We start from the raw sequence: 18,301 nt of genomic DNA, 5'->3' as shown, positions 1-18,301 counted from the left end.
CCCGGATGCGCCCAGAAGCGCAGGCCGGTCACCTTCCGGTGTCGCAGTCGCCGGCGGTGCACCTGCCGGTCCTGTACACCCAGGTCATCGAAGGCCTGAGGGTGATCGAAAACGGACGTTATCTGGATGGCACGTTCGGTCGTGGCGGTCATGCACGTGGCGTGCTCACCCAGCTTGGTCCCGAGGGGCGCCTGCTGGTCATGGACAAGGATCCGGAAGCCATTGCCGTTGCCGAGCGCGATTTCGCGCCGGACCCGCGCGTGTCCATCTTCCGTGGCAGCTTCGCCCAGCTGCTGCAGTGGGATGCGACGGCCGAAGGCCTGGACGGCGTGCTGTTCGACCTGGGCGTGTCGTCGCCGCAGCTGGACGTGGCCGAACGTGGCTTCAGCTTCGGCAAGGACGGCCCGCTGGACATGCGCATGGATCCGGACAGCGGCGAAAGCGCCGCGCAGTGGATCAACCGCGTCGAAGACCGCGAGATTGCCGACGTGCTGTGGACCTACGGCGAAGAGCGGCAGAGCCGCCGCATCGCCCGTGCCATCGTGGCCCGCCGCGAGAAGCAGCCGTTCACCCGCACCGCCGAACTGGCCGAGCTGATCGCCTCGGTGATGCCGCGTGGCAAGGACAAGATCCACCCGGCCACGCGCAGCTTCCAGGCCATCCGCATCCACATCAACCGCGAGCTGGCCGATCTGGAAGCCGGGCTCGATGCGGCGGTGGAACGGCTCAAGCCCGGTGGCCGCCTGGCGGTGATCAGCTTCCATTCGCTGGAAGACCGCATCGTCAAGCAGTACATGAACCGCCTGGCCAAGGCGCCGCCGGCCAACCGCCGCCTGCCCGAGGCGGTCGCGTTCGTGCCGACGCTGGACCTGATCGGCGGTGCCATCAAGGCCACCGACGAAGAGCTGGCCGCCAACCCGCGCGCCCGCAGCGCCGTGCTGCGCGTGGCCCAGAAGCGGGAGGCCGATGCATGAGCCGGCTGCTGCTGATCATCCTGCTGGCTTCCACCGTGGCCTCGGCGATCGGCGTCGTGTTCGTGCGTCACCGTCACCGGCAGACGTTCATCGAGTTGTCGCGCGCCGAGCGCAAGCGCGATGACATCAATCTGGAATTCGGCCGCCTGCAGCTGGAGCAGGCGACCCTGGCCGAAGCCAACCGTGTCGATCGCATCGCCCGCGAGAAGCTCGGCATGAAGTTCCCCGAGGCCGCCGACATCGTGGTGGTGCGGCCATGAGCAAGACCGGCCGCAACCGCCCGCGCAACGCCTTCAACCTGCGCCAGCGCCTGCGCTGGGTCGCGCTGGCGCTCGGCCTGTGCTCGGTGTCGCTGGTCGGTCGTGCCGCCTACGTGCAGATCATCAACAGCGACTTCTACCAGCGCCAGGGCGAGGCCCGCTACCTGCGCGAACTGCCGATCAAGACCTCGCGCGGCATGATCACCGACCGCAATGGCGAGCCGCTGGCGGTATCCACGCCGGTCGCCTCGATCTGGGTCAACCCGCAGGACCTGCTGCGCTCGCCCGAGCGCATTCCGGAGCTGGCCCAGGCGGTCGGCATGTCGGTGGATGAGCTGAGCAGCCGCCTGTCGCAGAAGTCGGACAAGGAATTCATGTACCTGCGTCGCCGGATCAATCCGGACGAGGCAGAAAAGGTGGTCGCGCTGAAGATTCCGGGCGTGGCCGCGCAGCGCGAGTTCCGCCGCTTCTACCCGCAGGGCGAAGCGATGGCGCACGTGCTGGGCTTCACCAACATTGACGACCGCGGCCAGGAAGGCCTGGAGCTGGCGTTCGACGAATGGCTGCGCGGCAAGGCCGGTGCGAAGCGGGTCATCCGCAACCGCAAGGGCGAAACCGTCGAGAGCGATCTGCTGCGCGCTGCTGAACCGGGCAAGGACCTGACCCTCAGCATCGATCGCCGCATCCAGTACCTGGCGTTCAAGGAACTGCGCAACGCGCTGGTGGCCAACAAGGCGGCCGGCGGTTCGATGGTGATCATGGACGTGACCACCGGCGAGATCCTGGCCATGGTCAACCTGCCGACCTACAACCCGAATTCGCTGACCGGCGCGCTGCCCGATGCGCGCCGCAACCGTGCGGTGACCGATCTGGTCGAGCCGGGTTCGACGATGAAGCCGCTGACCATCGCCACCGCGCTGCAGGCCGGTGCGGTGACCAAGGACACCATCATCGATACCAACCCGGGTTACATGACCCTGGGTCGCTTCACCATCCGCGACGTGCCGCGCAACAACGGCGTGCTGAACGTGACCGGCGTGATCACCCGCAGTTCGAACGTGGGCGCGGCCAAGGTTGCGGCGAAGATGCCGGACCAGGTGTTCTACGACGGCGTGCGCCGCTTCGGCTATGGCTCGGTGCCGCATAGCGGTTTCCCCGGTGAATCCGGTGGCGTGGTGCTGCGCCCGGCGCGCTGGTCGGGCACCACCAAGACCACGATGTCCTACGGCTACGGCCTGAACGTCACCCCGCTGCAGATCGCTACGGCTTATTCGGCACTGGCGAACGGCGGTCGTCTGATCGCGCCGACCTTCGTCAAGGGCCAGCGCAATGAAGGTCAGCAGATCATCGACGAGAATGTCGCCAAGCAGGTGGTGGCGATGATGGAAACGGTGGTCACCCAGGGCGGCGCCAAGCAGGCGGCGGTGCTGGGTTACCGCGTGGCCGGCAAGACCGGTACCGCGCGAAAGGCCGGTCCGGGCGGCTACGAGCGCGGCCACTACAACGCGCTGTTCGCCGGCGTGGTGCCGGCCACCAACCCGCGCTTCGCCACCGTCATCGTCATCAACGACCCGCAGGCCGGCAAGTTCTACGGTGGCCTGGTGTCGGCGCCGGTCTACCACAACGTGATGGAAGGCACTCTGCGCCTGATGGACGTGCCGCTGGACGACCTGCAGTCGTGGCTGGCCGCACAGCAGTCCGGCAAGGTCGGCCACTCGGCCTCGATCCTGCCTGCGCCGCCCGCAGAGGCTGCGCTGCCGGTGGATGCCGCCGCTGAATTCGACGCTGCGCTGCCCAGCGCGCAAGCCCAGACGCCGCCCGCTACGGGAGGCACGCAATGAGTCCTTCGATGTTGCTTTCGCAGTTGCTTCCGGACGTGGCCCTGGCGGGCCATGATCCCGTTCTGACCGGCCTGGTGCTGGACAGCCGCGCCGTGCGCCCCGGCAATGCCTTCGTCGCCATCGCCGGTTTCGGCGCGCATGGCCTGGGCTTTGTCGAGCAGGCCCGCGCGGCGGGCGCTGGCGCCATCCTGTTCGAACCGCCGGCCCCTGCCGAGTTGCCGGCCCCGGCCGATGCGATCGCGGTGCCGGGCCTGCGTGCGCGCATGGGGGCGATGGCCGACCAGTTCCATGGCGCACCGTCGCGGGCGATGGCGATGGTGGGCGTGACCGGCACCAACGGCAAGACCTCCACCGTGCAGCTGCTGGCCCAGGCCTGGCACCTGCTCGGCACGCCCAGTGGCAGTATCGGCACGCTGGGCGCCGGACTTTATGGTGCGGTTGAACCGACCGGTTTCACTACGCCGCTGGTGCTGCAGATGCACGCGCTGCTGGCGCAGCTGCGCGACGCCGGTGCGCGCGCGGTAGCGATGGAAGTCAGCTCGCACGCGCTGGACCAGGGCCGCGTCGATGCCGTGCATTACGACGTGGCGGTGTTCACCAACCTCACCCGCGATCATCTGGATTACCACGGCGACATGGCCAGCTACGGCGCGGCCAAGGCGCGGCTGTTCCATCGTCCGGGCCTGAAGGCCGCGGTGATCAATCTTGACGACGCCTTCGGCCGCCAGCTGTTTGCCGGCCTGCCGGCGGGCGTGCAGCCGATCGGACTGAGCTCGCGTGGTGCCAGCGATGCCAGCGTGCGCGCTGAAGCGCTGCAGCTGGATGGCCGAGGCATTGCGTTCGAACTGGTCATCGACGGCCAACGTGCCGCGGTGCAGTCGCCGCTGCTGGGCCGGTTCAACGTGGACAACCTGCTGGCCGTGGCCGGTACCCTGCATGCACAGGGCCAGCCGCTGCCACGCATCGCTGAAGTGCTGTCGGCGCTGCAGCCGATCCGCGGCCGCATGAACCGCCTCGGCGGCGAAGACGGCCTGCCGACCGTGGTGGTCGATTACGCACATACCCCGGACGCGCTGGAACAGGCATTGGACAGCCTGCACGGCCACCTGCACGGCGCGCTGTTCTGCGTGTTCGGCTGCGGTGGCGAGCGCGATACCGGCAAGCGTCCTCAGATGGCCGCGATCGCCGAGCGCCTGGCCAACCAGGTCATCGTCACCGACGACAACCCGCGTGGCGAGGATGGCGACGTGATCGTGGCCGACATCCTGGCGGGCTTCCAGAATGCCGATGCCGTGACCGTGCAGCGCAGCCGCGCGCGTGCGATCGGCCTGGCGGTGAAGCGCGCCGGTGCCGGCGACATCATCCTGATTGCCGGCAAGGGCCACGAGCCATACCAGGAAGTAAATGGCGTACGCCATGACTTCGACGACACCGAAGTGGCCGCCGCTGCGTTGGCTGCCAAGGCCGGTGTTCTGAGCTCGCAGGCCGGGGAGGGCATCGCATGAAGCGCACCCTGCTTTCGCTGATCGCACACTGGGCCGGCGGCGAGATCCACGGCGACGACGTGGCCATCGATGCGGTCAGCCATGACACCCGCAGCCTCGGTCCGGGCAGCCTGTATGTGGCGCTGCGCGGCGAGCGTTTTGACGGCCATGATTTCGCCGCCGACGCACAGGCGCGCGGTGCCAGTGCGCTGCTGGTCGAGCGCCTGCTGCCGATCGAGCTGCCGCAGGTGCTGGTGGCTGACAGTGAACTGGCGCTGGCGAAGATCGCCACCGGCATGCAGCGTGACCGCGGCACCGAGGTGTTCGCGATCACCGGCAGCAACGGCAAGACCAGCGTGAAGAGCCTGCTGCTGTCGATCCTGCAGCAGGTGGCACAGCACGCGCACAAGGTGGTCTACGCCAACCCGGGCAACCGCAACAACGAGATCGGCCTGCCGCTGGCGGTGATCGATGCGCCGGAAGATGCCGACTACGCCGTCTACGAGATGGGCGCTGGCAAGCCGGGTGACATCGCCTACCTGACCGATATCGCCCGCCCGCGCTATGCGCTGGTCAACAACATCGCCCCGGCCCATCTGGAACGCATGGGCAGCCTGCTCGGCGTGGCGGTGACCAAGGGCGCGATCTATGCCGCATTGCCGGCCGATGGTGTGGCGGTGATCAACGCCGACGATGCCTACGGCCGCTGGTTCGAACAGCATTTCGTCGGCACTCCGCCGCGCTGCCGCGTGCTGCGCTATGGCCTGGAACATACCGCCGACGTGACGGCGCGCGACATCCGCGCCGGTGCGCAGGGCAGCCAGTTCACCCTGGTTTCGCCGGCCGGCGAAGCGCGCGTGGTGCTCGGCCTGCCGGGTCGCCACAACGTCAGCAATGCACTGGCCGCGGCCAGCCTGGCGCTGGCCGCCGGTGTCGATCTCGCGCTGATTGCCGCCGGTCTGGCCGAGGCACAGCCGGTGCCGGGTCGGCAGATCGCCCATCAGCTGCGCAACGGCGCGGTGCTGGTGGATGACAGCTACAACGCCAATCCCGGCTCGCTGGCTGCGGCCATCGATGCCCTGGCCGCAGCCCCGGAAGAGGGCTGGCTGGTGCTGGGCGACATGCGCGAGCTGGGGCCGGACGCTGAAGCGCTGCACGCGCAGGCGGGGCTCCGCGCGCGCGCTGCTGGCCTCAAGCGCCTGTATGCGCTGGGCCCGCTCAGCGCCGCTGCCGCCACCGCCTTCGGCGAAGGCGGCCGTCATTTCGCCACCCATGACGCGCTGTCGCAGGCGCTGAAGGACGAGCTGCACGCCGGCGTGCGCTGCCTGGTCAAGGGTTCCCGTGGCAGCGCCATGGACACGATTGTCAAAGCGCTGCTGGCGCAAGGAGAGGAATCCCCGCATGTTGTATGAACTGGCTCGATGGTTGCAGCAGTTGGAGAGCCTGTTCGGGCTGTTCAACTACCAGACGTTCCGCGCCATCCTTGCCGCGCTGACGGCCCTGTTCCTGTCGCTGTGGCTCGGCCCGGCGATGATCCGCAAGCTTGCCCAGTTCAAGGGCGGCCAGCCGATCCGCAAGGACGGTCCGCAGACCCATTTCTCCAAGGCCGGCACACCGACCATGGGCGGTTCGCTGATCCTGCTCACCATCACACTGTCGGTGCTGATGTGGGCTGACCTGCGCAACCGCTACGTGTGGCTGGTGCTGGCGGTGATGCTGTGCTTCGGCGCCATCGGCTGGTATGACGACTGGATCAAGATCGTCCGCCGCGACCCGAACGGCCTGAAGTCGCGCTGGAAGTACCTGCTGCAGTCGATCTTCGGCCTGGCCGCGGGCCTGTTCCTGTTCTACACGGCCGACGTGCCGGCGGCGCTGACCTTCTACATCCCGATGTTCAAGTCGATCGCGCTGCCGCTGGCCGGCATCGGCTTCGTGGCCATCGCCTACTTCTGGATCGTCGGTTTCTCCAACGCGGTGAACCTGACCGACGGCCTGGACGGCCTGGCGATCATGCCGACCGTGCTGGTGGCCTGCGCGCTGGGTGTGTTCGCCTACGCCTCGGGCAACGTAGTGTTCGCCAACTACCTGCAGATCCCGCAGATCCCGGGCGCCGGCGAGCTGGTCATCATCTGCGCGGCCATCGCCGGTGCGGGCCTCGGCTTCCTGTGGTTCAACACCTATCCGGCCATGGTGTTCATGGGCGACATCGGTGCACTGGCGCTGGGTGCGGTGCTGGGCACGATCGCGGTGATCACCCGCCAGGAACTGGTGCTGGTGATCATGGGCGGCGTGTTCGTCATCGAAACGCTGTCGGTGATGATCCAGGTCGCCTCGTTCAAGCTGACCGGCAAGCGCGTGTTCCGCATGGCGCCGATCCATCACCACTTCGAACTGAAGGGCTGGCCGGAGCCGCGCGTGATCGTGCGCTTCTGGATCATCTCCGTCGTGCTCGTGCTGATCGGCCTGGCCACGTTGAAGGTGCGCTGAGATGAACGACCTGTCCCGCCAGGCAACACGCCTTGAAGCCATCGAAGGCAGCTACGACAAGTGGCTGCTGGGCGCGATCATCGCGCTCACGGGCATTGGCGTGGTGATGGTGGCGTCCAGTTCGATCGCGCTGATGAGCAGCCCGTTCTACTACCTCAACCGCCACCTGATCTTCCTGGCGGTGGGCATCGTGCTGGCGGTCGTGGCCGCCCGCACTGAACTGAAGTCCATCGAGCAGTACAACCAGATGCTGCTGCTGGGCTGCTTCGTGCTGCTGCTGGCGGTGTTCGCACCGGGCCTGGGCAGCACGGTCAACGGCGCACGCCGCTGGATCAACCTGGGCATCTCCAAGTTCCAGACGGTGGAAGCGGTGAAGGTGCTCTACATCGTCTGGCTGTCCAGCTATCTGGTGCGCTTCCGCGACGAGGTCAACGCGACCTGGCCGGCGATGCTCAAGCCGTTGGGCGTGGCCGGTGCGCTGGTGCTGTTGCTGCTGCTGCAGCCGGACTTCGGTTCGTCCACCCTGCTGCTGGCGATCACCGCCGGCATGCTGGTGCTGGGCGGTGTGAACATGCCGCGCATGTCGATGCCGGTGATCATCGGCCTGGTCGGCATGAGCGCGCTGGCGATCATCGAGCCGTACCGCATGCGCCGCATCACCTCCTTCCTGGACCCGTGGGCCGACCAGCAGGGCGACGGCTACCAGCTGTCCAACGCGCTGATGGCGGTGGGCCGTGGCGAGTGGACCGGCGTCGGCCTGGGCAACTCGGTGCAGAAGCTGTACTACCTGCCTGAAGCGCACACCGACTTCATCTTCTCGGTAACCGCCGAGGAATTCGGCTTCCTGGGCACCTGCGTGATCGTGGCCCTGTACGCGCTGCTGGTCGGTCGTACCTTCTGGCTGGGCATGCGCTGCGTGGAAATGAAGCGCCACTTCTCCGGCTATATCGCCTTCGGCATCGGCCTGTGGATCAGCATGCAGACCTTCGTCTCGATCGGCGTGAACCTGGGCATCCTGCCGACCAAGGGCCTGACCCTGCCGCTGATCTCCTCCGGCGGTTCGTCGGTGCTGATGACCTGCGTGGCGATGGGCCTGCTGCTGCGCGTGTCCTATGAGCTCAAGCGCGCCGAGCGCCGCCAGGCCGTGCGCATCGGCGGCGCCGAAGACGCCGCTGCCGAGCCGATGGACGGGCCCGCCGCGCCGGTGGCCGCCAGCGTGCCGATGAGCGCCGAGCCGGTGGCTGCCGCTGCGCCGAACGCTGCGCGTGGCACCAGCCGCCTGCAGTCGCGCATCGAACCGACCTTCGGGAGGCTGTCATGAGCAGTGCTTCCAACGCCCGCCCGGTGATGATCCTGGCCGGTGGCACCGGCGGTCACATCTTCCCCGGCCTGGCCGTGGCCCGCGTGCTGCGCCAGCGCGGCGTGCCGGTCACCTGGATGGGCGCCGATGGTGCGATGGAAACGCGCCTGGTGCCGCAGCACGACATTCCGATCGACACGCTGGCCATCACCGGCCTGCGCGGCAAGGGCAAGCTGGCCCTGCTGGGCGCGCCGTGGCGGCTGATGCGCGCGCTGCGCGCGGCCGGCATGATCATCCGCAAGCGCCAGCCGCGAGCGGTGGTCGCCTTCGGTGGCTTTGCCTCCGGTCCCGGTGGCATGGCCACGCGCCTGCACGGCCTGCCGCTGCTGGTACACGAACAGAATCGCGCGCCCGGCATGACCAACCGCATCCTGTCGCGCTATGCGCGCCGGTTGCTGACCGGCTTCCCCGGTACCTTCGCCGCGCGCGAGGAGTTCGTCGGCAACCCGGTGCGTGCGGAGATCGCCGCCATCGCGCCGCCGGAACAGCGCTTCGCCGACCGCCACGGCCCGCTGCGCGTGCTGGTGGTCGGCGGCAGCCAGGGCGCGCGTGCGCTCAACACCGGCGTGCCGCAGGCGATTGCCGCGCTGGGCACGGGTGTGCCGGTGCAGGTGCGCCACCAGAGTGGCGAGAAGCTGCATGCCGAAGCGGTCGAGGCGTATGCCAAGGCCGGCGTGCAGGCTGAAATCACCCCGTTCATCGCGGACATGGCCGAAGCCTTCGCCTGGGCCGACCTGGTCGTGTGCCGTGCCGGCGCGTCCACGCTGGCCGAGCTGTGCGCGGTCGGTGTCGGCAGCGTGCTGGTGCCATTCCCCGCTGCCGTCGACGATCACCAGACCCGCAATGCGGAGTTCCTGGTCGAGCGCGGCGCGGCGGTTTTGCTGAAGCAGGACGGAACACTGGCCGACGGCATTGCCGCACTGCTGCGCGATCTGTCCGAAAATCCCGCCCGCCGCATGCAGATGGCGCAAGCCGCGCGTGCCCTGGCCCAGGTCGATGCCGCCGAGCGCATCGCCGATATCATTCTTGAGGAAGCTGTATGAAGAAGGCATGCCACCGCGCCTGCCCTGCGCGAGGCCGCGCATGATCCGTCGCCTGCACGACACCAACGACCTGGTGCGCGCATTCCCGCGCGTGCATTTCGTCGGCATCGGCGGCACCGGCATGAGCGGTATCGCCGAAGTGATGCTGACGCTGGGCTATGAGGTGTCCGGCTCGGACAATGCCGACAACGTGGCGACCCGCCGCCTGGCCAGCCTGGGTGCGCGCATCATGCGCGGCCACTCCGCGGCCAACGTGCTGGGCACCGACTGCGTGGTGGTCTCCAGTGCCATCCGCGAGGACAACCCGGAACTGATGGAAGCGCGCAGCCAGCGTATTCCGATCATGCCGCGCGCAGCGATGCTGGCCGAACTGATGCGCTTCCGCCGCGGCATTGCCGTGGCCGGTACCCATGGCAAGACCACCACCACCAGCCTCACCGCTGCGGTGCTGAGCGAAGGTGGCCTGGACCCGACCTTCGTGATCGGTGGCCAGCTGCTGGCTGCCGGCGCCAACGCCAAGCTGGGCGGTGGCCAGTGGCTGGTGGCCGAGGCCGACGAAAGCGATGGCAGCTTCCTGCGCCTGAACCCGCTGATGTCGATCATCACCAACATCGATGCCGATCATCTGGAGAACTACGGCAACGACTTCGCCCGCGTGCAGGCGGCGTTCGCCGAGTTCCTGCAGCGCCTGCCGTTCTACGGCCTGGCGGTGCTGTGCATCGACGACCCGGAAGTGGCTGCACTGGCCGCCAAGACCCCGCGCCACGTGATGAGCTACGGCATGAGCCCGCAGGCCGACGTGCGCGCCGAGAACGTGGTGCAGGAAGGCTCGCGCATGCGCTTCACCCTGCGCCTGCCGCAGGGCACCAGCCAGGAAGTGGTGCTGGCGCTGCCCGGCAAGCACAACGTACTGAACGCGCTGGCCGCCGCTGCAGTGGGCTGGCAGCTGGGCGTGGCCCCGGATGCCATCGCACGCGCGCTGGAAGCCTTTGCCGGTGTCGGCCGTCGCTTCAACGACCTGGGCGAGGTGATCACCGCCAGCGGTGCCAAGGTCCGCATCATCGACGACTACGGTCATCACCCGAGCGAGCTGGAAGCCGTGTTCGCCGCCGCCCGCGGTGGCTGGGCCGACAAGCGCCTGGTGGTGGCCTTCCAGCCGCACCGCTACAGCCGTACCCGCGACCAGTTCGACAAGTTCGCCGCGGTGCTGTCCAGCGTCGACGCGCTGGTGCTGAGCGAGGTCTACCCGGCCGGTGAAGAGCCGATTGCCGGTGCCGATTCGCACGCGCTGGCCCGTGCCATCCGTGCGCGCGGCCGCAGCGAGCCGGTGGTGGTGGGCAAGGCCGCCGAACTGGCCAGCGTGCTGCCGGACGTGCTGCAGGACGGTGACCTGCTGCTGATGATGGGGGCGGGCGACATCGGCGCCGTGGCCACCCACATCGCGGTGGAAGGCTTCAAGGGGGAGGGCGAGGCGTGAGCACGCTGACCTTCCCGCCGCTGCACGTGACCGACCCGGCTCGCTTCGGCCGCGTCGCCGTGCTGCTCGGTGGCACCTCCAGCGAACGCGAGGTATCGCTGGATTCCGGCCGCAACGTGCTCGAAGCCCTGCAGTCACGCGGCGTCGATGCGTTTGCCGTGGACGGCATCCCTGCGCTGGCCAAGGCGCTGGCCGCCGGTGGCATCGATCGCGTGTTCAACATCCTGCATGGCCACAACGGTGGTGGTGAGGACGGCATCGTGCAGGGCTTGATGGACGCCTTCGGCGTGCCGTACACCGGCTCGGACGTGTTGGGTTCGGCGCTGAGCATGGACAAGATCCGCACCAAGCAGGTGTGGCTGTCGCTGGGCCTGCCGACCCCGCAGTACAGGAAGGTCGACGCGTCGAACGTACATGCGCTGGCGGCCGAACTGGGCCTGCCGGTGGTGGTGAAGCCGGCCAACGAAGGTTCCAGCGTGGGCATCAGCCGGGTGACCGATGATGCGGGCCTGGATGAGGCCGTGGCGCTGGCCGCGCGCTACGACGGCCAGCTGCTGATGGAGCAGATGGTGGTGGGCGACGAACTGACCGTGGCCATCCTGGGGGATGTCGCGCTGCCGTCGATCCGCATCGTGCCCAAGGGCCAGTGGTACGACTACAACGCCAAGTACATCGCCGAAGACACCCAGTATCTGTGCCCGGGCCTGGACGGTGACGACGAAGAAGAAATCCGGCGCATCGCGCTGGCCGCATTCCGTGCCGCCGGTTGCCGTGGCTGGGGCCGCGTGGATGTCATGCGTGATCGCAGCAGCGGCCGCTTCTTCCTGCTGGAAGTGAACACCGCGCCGGGCATGACCAGCCATTCGCTGGTGCCCAAGGCCGCAGGCCAGGCCGGCATCAGCTTCGAAGAGCTGGTGTGGCGCGTGCTGGAACAGACCCTGGAGGCCTCGCACGCATGAACGCGGTGCTGCGCATCTTCGTCTGGCTGTTGGCGCTGTCGGTGGTTGCACTGCCGGTGGTGGCCGTGGTCAATGGCTGGGTCGGCGCCGAGCGCTGGCCGCTGGCGAAGCTGCGCGTGCATGGTGAGTTCAAGCGGGTGCCGGCCGAACAGCTGCAGCAGGTGCTGCTGCCGTACGCGCGCGCCGGCTTCTTCGCGGTCAAGCTGCAGGACGCGCAGGACGCGCTGGAACAGCTGCCGTGGGTGGAAAGCGCGCAGGTGCGCAAGCAGTGGCCGGACGTGCTGGAAGTGACCCTGGTCGAGCACAAGCCGTTCGCGCGCTGGGGCAGCGACCGCCTGGTTTCCGAGCAGGGCAAGTTGTTCCCCACGCCGAAGAAGCTGGCCGACCTGGCGCTGCCCGAACTGGATGGCCCCGACAGCCAGACAGAAGAAGTGATGAAGCTGTACAGCGACTCGCGTGCATTGTTCGCACCGGCCGGCGTCGACGTGCGCCGGGTGACGATGGATGCACGCGGCAGTTGGTCGCTGGTGCTGAGCAACGGCACCGAAGTGGTGGTGGGCCGCGACGACGCGCGCTCGCGCATGCAGCGCTTCGTCAAGGTGCTGCCGCAGCTGAACCGTCAGGACGCGCCGATCGAGCGCGCCGACCTCCGTTACACCAATGGTTTCACGCTGAGCTGGGGTACCCCGGCCACGCCGGCGAAAACGCCGGCGACCCCAGCCAGCAGGACGCAGGAAAGGACATGAATCGCAAGGGTGACAAATCGCTGATCGTTGGCCTGGACATCGGCACCTCCAAGGTGGTGGCGCTGGTGGGCGAGTATTCGCCGGGCAACCCGATCGAAGTGATCGGCATTGGCTCGCACGAGTCGCGCGGTTTGAAGCGCGGCGTGGTGGTGGACATCGAATCGACCGTGCAGTCGATCCAGCGCGCGGTGGAAGAAGCCGAGCTGATGGCCGGCTGCGAGATCCGCTCGGTGTACGCCTCGATCTCCGGCAACCACGTGCAGTGCAAGAATTCGCCGGGCATCGTGCCGATCCGTGACGGGGAAGTGACCTGGGGCGACCTGGATCGCGTGCTCGACGCGGCCAAGGCGGTGGCGATTCCGGCCGACCAGAAGATCCTGCACGCGATCCCGCGCGAGTACGTGCTGGACGACTCGCAGGAAGGCATCCGCAACCCGGTCGGCATGACCGGCGTGCGCCTGGAGGTGCACGCGCACCTGGTGGTGTGCGCGCAGTCGGCCGCGGCCAACATCAGCAAGTGCGTGCAGCGCTGCGGCCTGCAGGTGGATGACCTGGTGCTGTCCTCGCTGGCCTCCAGCGTGGCGGTGCTGACTGCTGACGAGCGCGAGCTGGGCGTGGTGCTGGTCGACATGGGCGCCGGCACCACCGACATCGCGGTGTTCGTGCAGGGCGCGATCTGCCACACCGCCTCGCTGCCGATCGCTGGCGACCACGTCACCAACGACATCGCGCACATGCTGCGCACGCCGACCCCGGAAGCCGAGCAGATCAAGGTGCGCTACGCCTGCGCCCTGGCCCAGCTGGCCACCGCCGAGGAAAGCATCCAGGTGCCATCGGTGGGTGATCGTCCGCCCCGTCGCATGCCGCGCCATTCGCTGGCGCAGGCGGTGCAGGGTCGCTACGAGGAAATCTTCGAGATGGTGCAGGCCGAACTGCGCCGCTCCGGCTTCGAGGAACTGGTACGCGCCGGCATGGTGCTGACCGGTGGTGCGTCGAAGATGGAAGGCGTGGTCGAGCTGGCCGAGGAAATGCTGCAGATGCCGGTGCGCGTGGGCATCCCGCAGCACGTCACCGGGCTGGGCGAAGTGGTGGGCAACCCGGTGCACGCCACCGGCGTGGGCCTGCTGCTGATGGGCAGCCAGATCGAGCATCCGCGCCGGCCTTCGCTGCCGACCGGGCGCGCTGGAAGCATGTTCAAGAAACTCAAGACCTGGTTCCGCGGCGAGTTCTGACGCGGAATCCGCAAACCTGGGCATCGCCCAGGCGCAACACCCGCAGTACCCGCATCACAAGGCAACACCGGCAACACACAACCCACACAGCCGCAACGTCGGCATGCAGCAGGACGGCAGGACGCCCGAATGCCCATGCCAGCCAAAGCGGATACAACGAGGACACGGACATGGCGCATTTTGAACTGATCGAAAAGATGGCACCCAATGCGGTGATCAAGGTGGTTGGCGTGGGCGGCGGCGGCGGCAATGCCGTGGCGCACATGGTCAACTCGGCGGTGGATGGCGTGGAATTCATCACCGCCAACACCGACTCGCAGGCCATCAAGAATTGTGGTGCCAAGCTGCAGCTGCAGCTGGGTACCAACGTGACCAAGGGCCTGGGCGCAGGCGCGAATCCGGAAGTCGGCCGCCAGGCCGCGCTGGAAGACCGTGAGCGCATCATGGACGCGCTGCAGGGTGCGGACATGGTCTTCATCACCGCCGGCATGGGCGGTGGCACCGGCACCGGCGCGGCACCGGTGGTGGCGCAGCTGGCCAAGGAAATGGGCATCCTGACCGTGGCCGTGGTCACCAAGCCGTTCCCGTTCGAAGGCCGTCGCCGCATGCAGGTGGCACTGAAGGGCATCGAGGAACTGAGCCAGCACTGCGACTCGCTGATCACCATCCCGAACGAGAAGCTGATCACCGTGCTGGGCCGCAACGCGACCATGATCCAGGCCTTCCGTGCCGCCAACGACGTGCTGCAGGGCGCCGTGCAGGGCATCGCCGACCTGATCGTGCGTCCGGGCCTGATCAACGTCGACTTCGCCGACGTGCGCACCGTCATGTCCGAAATGGGCCTGGCGATGATGGGTACCGGCACCGCCCGTGGTGATGACCGCGCTCAGGCCGCTGCCGAAGCCGCGATCCAGAACCCGCTGCTGGACGATGTGAACCTGGCCGGTGCCAACGGCATCCTGGTCAACATCACCGCCGGTGCGGACTTCACCATGGCCGAGTTCGACGAGATCGGCCGCACCATCGATGGCTTCGCTTCCGAAGACGCCACCGTGGTGGTCGGTACCGTGCTGGATCCGGACATGCAGGACGAAGTGCGCGTGACCGTGGTCGCTACCGGCCTGAACCGCGTGTCGGCCAGCAAGACCCAGCGTCCGGGCGAGCGTGCGCCGATCAAGCTGGTCCGCAATGCCACCACCGGCCAGCCGGAATTCGGTGACTTCGACAACGGCGGCGACGCTGTGTCCAAGGCCGTCGGTGGCATGGGCCTGGGCCTGCGTCGTGCCAGCAGCGATACCGCAGCGGCTTCGGCCCCGTCGGCCCCGGCGGCTTCGGCACCGGCTGCGGCGGAACTGCCGAACGACTACCTGGACATCCCGGCGTTCCTGCGCCGCCAGGCGGACTAAGCGGGGCGGCCCGGGGTTGTCCTCCCCGGGTTGCGCCACCATGTCCTGAAAATGCGGGCGCCGGGCCAGGATGGGCCCGGCCGCCCTGCTTCATGTGCGTCCCATTGGCGCGCCGGTGCGTCCTGCCTGCTTTCAGCCGGGGTAGGGGACCTTGCGTGTTAATCTAATGTGTCACTTCCGGTCCATCCCCCATGATCCAGCAACGCACCCTCAAGAACACGATCCGCGCCACCGGCGTTGGCCTGCACAGCGGTGACAAGGTCTACATGACCCTGCGCCCGGCACCGGTCAACCATGGCATCGTGTTCCGCCGCGTGGACCTGGACCCGGTGGTGGAAGTGCCGGCCAAGGCCGAGCTGGTCACCGAAGTGACCCTGTGCACCGGCCTGACCTGCAACGACGCCAAGATCCAGACCGTCGAACACCTGATGTCGGCGCTGGCCGGCCTGGGTGTGGACAACATCATCGTCGAACTGTCCTCGGCCGAGCTGCCGATCATGGACGGTTCGGCCGGCCCCTTCGTGTTCCTGCTGCAGTCGGCGGGCATCGTGGAACAGGATGCGCCCAAGCGCTTCATCCGCGTGCTGAAGACCGTGGAAGTGACCGAGGGCGACAAGGTGGCCCGCTTCAGCCCGTACGAGGGCTACAAGCTGGGCTTCACCATCCAGTTCGACCACCCGATGATCCCGGCCAAGCAGTCGCGCCAGGAAATCGAGTTCTCGACGCTGGCCTACACCAAGGAAATCTCCCGCGCGCGCACCTTCGGCTTCATGCGCGACCTGGAATACATGCGCGAGCGCAACCTGGGCCTGGGCGGTTCGATGGACAACGCCATCGTGCTGGACGAGTTCCGCGTGCTCAACGAAGACGGCCTGCGCTACGCCGACGAATTCGTGCGCCACAAGATCCTCGACGCGATCGGCGACCTTTATCTGGCCGGTGGCCAGGTGCTGGGTGCCTACGAGGGCTTCAAGTCGGGTCACGCGCTCAACAACAAGCTGGTGCGCGCGCTGATGGCCGATGCCACCGCCTGGGAATGGGTCAGCTTCGACTCGCCGGCCACGCCGGATCCGGTCGAATATGCCACTCCGGCCTACGCCTGATTTCTGCAGGTTGTTGAATTGAAAGACAAAAACGCCGCCTTCCAGGGCGGCGTTGTCGTTTCAGGTATCTTCGTCGCATTCAGCATGCTTGACGCGCATCAAGGCCGGTTCGAGGTCACGGTTTTGTGAACCTGTTGGATCGGAAGCCTGAATTTAACGTAGTTTTAACAACAATCTAACGACAGGCCCCCGGATGGCAGCTAGGATGCGACCCGGCCCCCGAAATGTTTCACGCCGTGGTGACACGTGCGACGGGGAGCGGAGCCGGATGCTCCGTTGTCGTCAGGACCGCTTCTTCGGCTTCGAAGGAACGTCCTGCAGGCAAGCCAAGGCGTCGCGTAGCCCTTTGTGCGTGGCGGCTGAAACTGCGTGGGGTCCATTCCGGTTGTCGAGCGCTGGGGAGCGCGTGGGAGTGGGAGACGCAGTCTTGATGGTCACCTTGGTGGCCTTCAGCCCGATGGAACGGGCCGCGTCGAGCAACTGGGCTTCGGCAAGCCGCAACTTGGCATGCCAGACCGGGGACTCGACGAGAAAAACGAGGTGTTCCCCGTCCACATTGGCCAGCCGGCAACGGCTGCGCAGAGGTGGCGGCAACTGGGGGCGCAACTGACGGTCCAGCGCGTCGAGCCACAAGGCACGCCGCAGCGGGTTCCCGCTTTTGTCCGCCATCACCGCATCCAGCGCCGGCTTCGGCACTGACGCGGGGCGAACGCTGGATTTCGGCTCAGACATGAAAACTCACTGATGGCATTCAAAAAGATCGTAATCAAAACGCGTGAAGGACAGGCCAAATCGTCGCCCATCGCGCGTTTGCGGTTCTATTTCGAGGACCGCCCCCGCGCCCTGCTGGGCAGCGTGCTCGGGGTAGGCTGCATTATCGGCCTTGCCGGTGGCATTGGCGCCAGCGCGCTGAATGACTCCCGCCTGCAGGCCAAGGTCGAGCGCCAGGATGCGGAGCTGGCCAAGGTCAAGCGCGATGCGCAGACCCAGGTCAACGCGCTGGCGGCCCGCCTCGGCGAGCTGCAGGCCCAGGCCACACGCCTCAACGCCCTCGGCGAACGGCTGACCCAGATGGGCAAGCTGGAAGACGGCGAGTTCGACTTCAACGAGACCCCCGGCCTCGGTGACGGTGACGCCGGCGGCCCGACCAGCGACATCCCGGTCAAGGACGTCAACGCCGACTTACAGGTGCTGGAGCAGCGCTTCGCTGCTTCAGGCCGCCAGTTGTCGGTGATGGAATCGCTGATGTTCGACCACCAGCTGCAGCAGAACGCCGTGCCCTCGCGCATGCCGATCCGCAACAGCTATGTGACCTCCGGTTTCGGCACCCGTGCCGACCCGTTCGGCCGCGGTGCCGCCACCCACAAGGGCATGGACTTCCACGCCAAGGTCGGTGACCCGGTGATGGCCGTGGCCGAAGGCGTGGTCAGCTTCGCCGGCGTCAAGGGCGGCTACGGCAACGTGGTCGACGTCGACCACGGTAACGGCTACGTCACCCGCTACGCGCACAATTCGCGCCTGGTGGTGAAGGTCGGCGACCTGGTCCGTGCCGGGCAGGAAGTGGCCAAGGCCGGTTCCACCGGTCGTTCGACCGGCGCCCACGTGCACTTCGAGGTGTGGGAGAACGGCAACGTGGTCAACCCGCGCAAGTTCCTTGGCGACGGCGGCAATACGCCGGTTGGCCGCATCAGCCGCGGTTGAACCCAACGCCGGGCATGGCCCGGCGCTACCGGCACGCCGTCGGATCCCGGCGGTAGCGCGGGGCCATGCCCCGCGAGCGCGAAGCGCGGCCGCCAGGACCCTGGTCCCGGCCGCCTGGACGACCGCAAAGGGTTGAAACCCCTCACGGCCGTCCCAAGCTACAATGGGTGTTGCCATCGACAGGGCGCCAGGCGCCCTGTTTCGTTTGCGGCGGACGGATCCCAAGGG

15 protein-coding genes and 1 pseudogene are annotated in these 18,301 nt (G+C 67.5%); 15 read left to right on the top strand and 1 reads right to left on the bottom strand.

Features of this window, described 5'->3' with window-relative positions; translation table 11 throughout:
- The first annotated feature begins 5 nt into the window (after nucleotides 1-5).
- The 14 genes and pseudogenes from rsmH (at nucleotide 6) to lpxC (ending at nucleotide 16,372) form a co-directional block, all read left to right on the top strand.
- The gene (gene rsmH, locus G5A07_RS05455) at nucleotides 6-974 is read left to right on the top strand and encodes a 16S rRNA (cytosine(1402)-N(4))-methyltransferase RsmH (protein WP_010481940.1); all 969 of its coding nucleotides are present in this window, start codon (nucleotides 6-8) and stop codon (nucleotides 972-974) included.
- Complete coding sequence (gene ftsL, locus G5A07_RS05450) at nucleotides 971-1,234, top strand: cell division protein FtsL (RefSeq protein ID WP_005412242.1); 264 nt, start codon at nucleotides 971-973, stop codon at nucleotides 1,232-1,234. The genes rsmH and ftsL overlap by 4 nt, the downstream gene beginning before the upstream one ends.
- Nucleotides 1,231-3,075, top strand: coding sequence for a penicillin-binding transpeptidase domain-containing protein (locus tag G5A07_RS05445; protein ID WP_049461624.1), 1,845 nt, complete (start codon nucleotides 1,231-1,233; stop codon nucleotides 3,073-3,075). Before ftsL ends, G5A07_RS05445 begins: the two co-directional genes overlap by 4 nt.
- Nucleotides 3,072-4,580 carry a UDP-N-acetylmuramoyl-L-alanyl-D-glutamate--2,6-diaminopimelate ligase gene (locus G5A07_RS05440; protein ID WP_029379787.1) on the top strand — a complete coding sequence of 503 codons (1,509 nt, stop codon included), beginning with the start codon at nucleotides 3,072-3,074 and terminating at the stop codon, nucleotides 4,578-4,580. The genes G5A07_RS05445 and G5A07_RS05440 overlap by 4 nt, the downstream gene beginning before the upstream one ends.
- The gene (gene murF / locus G5A07_RS05435; protein WP_049411259.1) at nucleotides 4,577-5,971 is read left to right on the top strand and encodes a UDP-N-acetylmuramoyl-tripeptide--D-alanyl-D-alanine ligase; all 1,395 of its coding nucleotides are present in this window, start codon (nucleotides 4,577-4,579) and stop codon (nucleotides 5,969-5,971) included. Before G5A07_RS05440 ends, murF begins: the two co-directional genes overlap by 4 nt.
- Nucleotides 5,961-7,046, top strand: coding sequence for a phospho-N-acetylmuramoyl-pentapeptide-transferase (gene mraY / locus G5A07_RS05430; RefSeq protein ID WP_010481929.1), 1,086 nt, complete (start codon nucleotides 5,961-5,963; stop codon nucleotides 7,044-7,046). The genes murF and mraY overlap by 11 nt, the downstream gene beginning before the upstream one ends.
- 1 nt (nucleotide 7,047) lies before the next feature.
- A complete protein-coding gene (gene ftsW, locus G5A07_RS05425) occupies nucleotides 7,048-8,367 on the top strand; it encodes a putative lipid II flippase FtsW (RefSeq protein WP_049411261.1) in 1,320 nt (439 codons plus the stop codon).
- Nucleotides 8,364-9,449 carry an undecaprenyldiphospho-muramoylpentapeptide beta-N-acetylglucosaminyltransferase gene (gene murG / locus G5A07_RS05420; RefSeq protein WP_191862978.1) on the top strand — a complete coding sequence of 362 codons (1,086 nt, stop codon included), beginning with the start codon at nucleotides 8,364-8,366 and terminating at the stop codon, nucleotides 9,447-9,449. The genes ftsW and murG overlap by 4 nt, the downstream gene beginning before the upstream one ends.
- A gap of 40 nt (nucleotides 9,450-9,489) precedes the next feature.
- On the top strand, nucleotides 9,490-10,926 hold the full coding sequence (gene murC / locus G5A07_RS05415; RefSeq protein WP_191862977.1) for a UDP-N-acetylmuramate--L-alanine ligase: 1,437 nt from the start codon (nucleotides 9,490-9,492) through the stop codon (nucleotides 10,924-10,926).
- Nucleotides 10,923-11,885 carry a D-alanine--D-alanine ligase gene (locus tag G5A07_RS05410; RefSeq protein WP_010481924.1) on the top strand — a complete coding sequence of 321 codons (963 nt, stop codon included), beginning with the start codon at nucleotides 10,923-10,925 and terminating at the stop codon, nucleotides 11,883-11,885. Before murC ends, G5A07_RS05410 begins: the two co-directional genes overlap by 4 nt.
- A pseudogene (locus G5A07_RS05405) lies at nucleotides 11,882-12,556 on the top strand (cell division protein FtsQ/DivIB); the annotation flags it as partial. The gene G5A07_RS05410 and the pseudogene G5A07_RS05405, both read left to right, overlap by 4 nt.
- A 71-nt stretch (nucleotides 12,557-12,627) precedes the next feature.
- On the top strand, nucleotides 12,628-13,863 hold the full coding sequence (ftsA, locus tag G5A07_RS05400) for a cell division protein FtsA (protein WP_005408083.1): 1,236 nt from the start codon (nucleotides 12,628-12,630) through the stop codon (nucleotides 13,861-13,863).
- A gap of 170 nt (nucleotides 13,864-14,033) precedes the next feature.
- Nucleotides 14,034-15,269 carry a cell division protein FtsZ gene (gene ftsZ, locus G5A07_RS05395; RefSeq protein ID WP_043397963.1) on the top strand — a complete coding sequence of 412 codons (1,236 nt, stop codon included), beginning with the start codon at nucleotides 14,034-14,036 and terminating at the stop codon, nucleotides 15,267-15,269.
- A 191-nt stretch (nucleotides 15,270-15,460) separates the two neighbouring features.
- Nucleotides 15,461-16,372, top strand: coding sequence for a UDP-3-O-acyl-N-acetylglucosamine deacetylase (gene lpxC, locus G5A07_RS05390; protein ID WP_005408085.1), 912 nt, complete (start codon nucleotides 15,461-15,463; stop codon nucleotides 16,370-16,372).
- A gap of 282 nt (nucleotides 16,373-16,654) precedes the next feature.
- Here lpxC and G5A07_RS05385 read toward each other — a convergent pair whose 3' ends face one another.
- Nucleotides 16,655-17,104: a DUF721 domain-containing protein gene (locus G5A07_RS05385; RefSeq protein WP_029379786.1), complete on the bottom strand. Its 450-nt coding sequence runs from the start codon at nucleotides 17,102-17,104 to the stop codon at nucleotides 16,655-16,657.
- A 12-nt stretch (nucleotides 17,105-17,116) separates the two neighbouring features.
- Here G5A07_RS05385 and G5A07_RS05380 point away from each other — a divergent pair, with 12 nt between their 5' ends.
- A complete protein-coding gene (locus G5A07_RS05380) occupies nucleotides 17,117-18,073 on the top strand; it encodes a M23 family metallopeptidase (protein ID WP_010481918.1) in 957 nt (318 codons plus the stop codon).
- The last annotated feature ends 228 nt before the right edge of the window (nucleotides 18,074-18,301 follow it).

Origin of the sequence: Stenotrophomonas sp. AS012628, from assembly GCF_010608305.1 — a bacterium.
GTDB classification, from domain to species: domain Bacteria; phylum Pseudomonadota; class Gammaproteobacteria; order Xanthomonadales; family Xanthomonadaceae; genus Stenotrophomonas; species Stenotrophomonas geniculata.
The sequence above is the reverse complement of the archived record's forward strand: the minus strand, read 5'-3'. Positions and strand labels throughout refer to the sequence as shown.